Origin of the sequence: Microcystis sp. LE19-84.1B (assembly GCF_027531875.1) — a bacterium.
In the GTDB taxonomy this organism is placed as follows: domain Bacteria; phylum Cyanobacteriota; class Cyanobacteriia; order Cyanobacteriales; family Microcystaceae; genus Microcystis; species Microcystis panniformis.
Genome location: NZ_JAPZSR010000111.1, coordinates 1 through 2,775 on the forward strand (window position 1 = coordinate 1; position 2,775 = coordinate 2,775).

Sequence of the window (2,775 nt, forward strand, 5' to 3'; positions counted from 1 at the left end):
CTGATAACTGATAACTGATAACTGATAACTGATAACTGATAACTGATAACTGATAACTGATAACTGATAACTGATAACTGATAACTGATAACTGATAACTGATAACTGATAACTGATAACTGATAACTGATAACTGTTTTACTCAGCTTTTACCAAACCCTGAGAGCGAATACAGGCCTGTTCCCAGCGACAATCGGGATTAACTTCCACTGGTTTGAGTCGCGCCCAGATTTCGCCTTGATCATCGGCATAAAAACTATCGATAATAGCAGGAATACGAGTACCAAAAGGTTCAGTAATCAGGACAGAATCGGTCAGATTAAATACTTCGCCATTAGCTCCCGTCGCTTTTTCGATGACGGGAATTTCTGCTTTGGGAATCGGTTTTCGGAATGGAGGAGCCGAATCGAAACGGGGACGGAGAGGAGATTTTATCTCACTACTGACTGATTTTACCGTTTCCTCGGCTGGTTTTTCCTCAATTATTTCTGGAGGGGTTTCTGGAGGTTTGGGGGGTACTGCAGCCCTAGAACCCTTTTTAATAATTTGTAGAGGTTGTAGGGGAGGAGTGGTTTTAATTGGCTCTTCGGGGGGTTCAGGGGTGCTAGGGGTTTTCTTCGGGGGACGTGGCATGATACGACAAGGAAAATAAAAACTATAGGATTATTGAAGCACATCGAGCCGCTAACCCGCTCGACCGGCGCTTGTATCAATTTTGCTGTGGCTAATTCTTCCCTGGATCCGGGCCAGATACCCCGCACTATAGCTATCTAGGAATTAGTCGATTCCCCTCCCCCCTCTACTTTAATGAAAAAAATTCTCATTAAGTATTGACAAAAATTCCTAATAAGCTTATAGTTATTTATAGTGTTCTCCTCTCAAGGATCGGCAGTGGAACCGCGCGGCAGTCTCTAACAATGCGGTTCCCATTTTTTTTTGGAACGATAGAAGGCTTTTAACGTCTCTAAACTTCTAGGTTTCCTCATCCTTTGGCTTTTATGAACGATAATTCCGACCTGTACCTCGATCATCTCACCCATGCGGATACTGTCATTACTGCTGAAATTGTCGAGCATGAGAGTCAATCAACAGATGAGACAGATTGGCCGGCTCTATCCTCTCATTTACGTCAACAAAATCAAGAATTACAAGCGGAGATCTGGCGACGGGAGCAAGCTCTCGCAGAACTGCGATCGCGGTTAGCCGAGCAACATCGTCGCTTGCAAAGTTGCGATACCCTAATCCAGCAGCAAAGCGAGGAACTGCAATACGAAAAGCAACAATTACAGCGAGCTTTAGGGGAAATCGAACAGTATCGTCAAGCAGAACAACGGCAACCGATGATTATTGCCAATTTGACCGCAGAATTGACCCGCACGCGCCAACAATTAGCCCGTTTAGAGCGAGAATGTGCCTTAATTCAGGAAAGTTATCAGGAAAAAAGCCAAAAACTGTGCAACTATGACCAGCAATTGCAGGAATTACGCACCCGTCTTCAACGTCAACAACGCTACACCCTCCAGTATAAAGCGGCCTTGGCTCAGTATTTCCAGCGCGGTAGCGATCGCAATTCTCCCCCGGATTTAGCCATTGTCGCCAAGGCAGCCGCGATCGAGCCTTGGTCTCAGACAGAGAATCAAGAAAGCGATGAAGTCGCTGCCATGGATGAGTTTTTAGCGGAATTAGAGACAATTGAGCCAGTAGAATCCTTAAATAAGAAAGACAGGGATTGGCCGGCACCTATCATCTCTCCTTCCCCGAAATATTCCTCTTTTCGGGTTGATTTGCCCACTTTTATTAAATATCGCCAAGAAAAAGATAATTCCTGAACAACAGAAAGAGAGCCGGCGACTGTCCATGTTTCGTCTCGGCTCTCTATTCTGGTTCGCTCCTCACACTAATTAAAATCTATCATAAGCTGATGGTTTTGTCCACTAAATTTATAAAAGTTAATATTTTTAGCGAAAATTTGGGTTCAAAACCCCGCCATGACCGCTTAGGGTAGGACGGCTTTTTGGTATCTTTAGCTATCTGATCAATTCTCTGAGAACGTCCGTCTTATTATTAGTTCTACCAGTAGGTTGACAGAATTGATCTAGATGCTCCCTTTGGGAATCTTCTCGACTTTGTGAGATCATCAGTGCTTTATCTCGTGCCAAGGTTCTACCTTGGCACGAGATAAGGGAGGGTTTCCCTCCGTTTAGGGAAAACCGTAGTTTGGCTTTTGCGGCTACGATCCTTGCATAGCAAGACTTTTAAGGCTTAGTGGCTTTCCCGTGAAATTTCATTTCTCTAGCTGGTTGCGGTTTATAAGTTTACAACTGTTGCAAGCTTGTAAGGTTTTATGTAGTTTGTAAGGTTTTATGTAGTTTAGACAAAAGACAAATTGCCCGTCGCTAGAATGAAAATGATGAGGAAAGCAGACTTATCGATGGCTCTGAAAAAACGCACTCAGTTGATTTGTCTGAGAAAGATGACCGAATCATCAAATCAGAAAGGAAAAACTTATGCCGACATACACCCAAGTCTCTACCATCAATATAAGTGATAACACCGCCGCTAACCCTTATCCTTCTTCCCTGACGCTTTCGGGGGTTAATGGCACAATTACAGGGGTAACGGTAACTCTCTACAATATTAATCATACTTACCCCGATGATATTGATATTCTTTTAGTCGGACCGCAAGGACAAACAGTAATTTTAATGTCCGATGTGGGGGGAAGTACGGATTTATCGGGAATTAACCTCACTTTTGACGATAATGCCGTTAATT

At 43.6% G+C, this 2,775-nt stretch carries 3 protein-coding genes; 2 read left to right on the forward strand and 1 reads right to left on the reverse strand.

Annotated elements, in window-relative coordinates; genetic code table 11:
* Positions 1-138 precede the first annotated feature (138 nt).
* Positions 139-633 carry a hypothetical protein gene (locus O9324_RS06525; RefSeq protein ID WP_002738874.1) on the reverse strand — a complete coding sequence of 165 codons (495 nt, stop codon included), beginning with the start codon at positions 631-633 and terminating at the stop codon, positions 139-141.
* Positions 634-998: 365 nt separating this feature from the next.
* Between O9324_RS06525 and O9324_RS06530 the strand changes: the two genes are divergently transcribed.
* Together O9324_RS06530 and O9324_RS06535 are read left to right on the forward strand one after the other, a co-directional pair.
* The gene (locus O9324_RS06530) at positions 999-1,829 is read left to right on the forward strand and encodes a hypothetical protein (RefSeq protein ID WP_287629406.1); all 831 of its coding nucleotides are present in this window, start codon (positions 999-1,001) and stop codon (positions 1,827-1,829) included.
* A gap of 678 nt (positions 1,830-2,507) precedes the next feature.
* The coding region (locus O9324_RS06535) for a proprotein convertase P-domain-containing protein (RefSeq protein ID WP_288139765.1) at positions 2,508-2,775 on the forward strand (268 nt) is incomplete at its 3' end.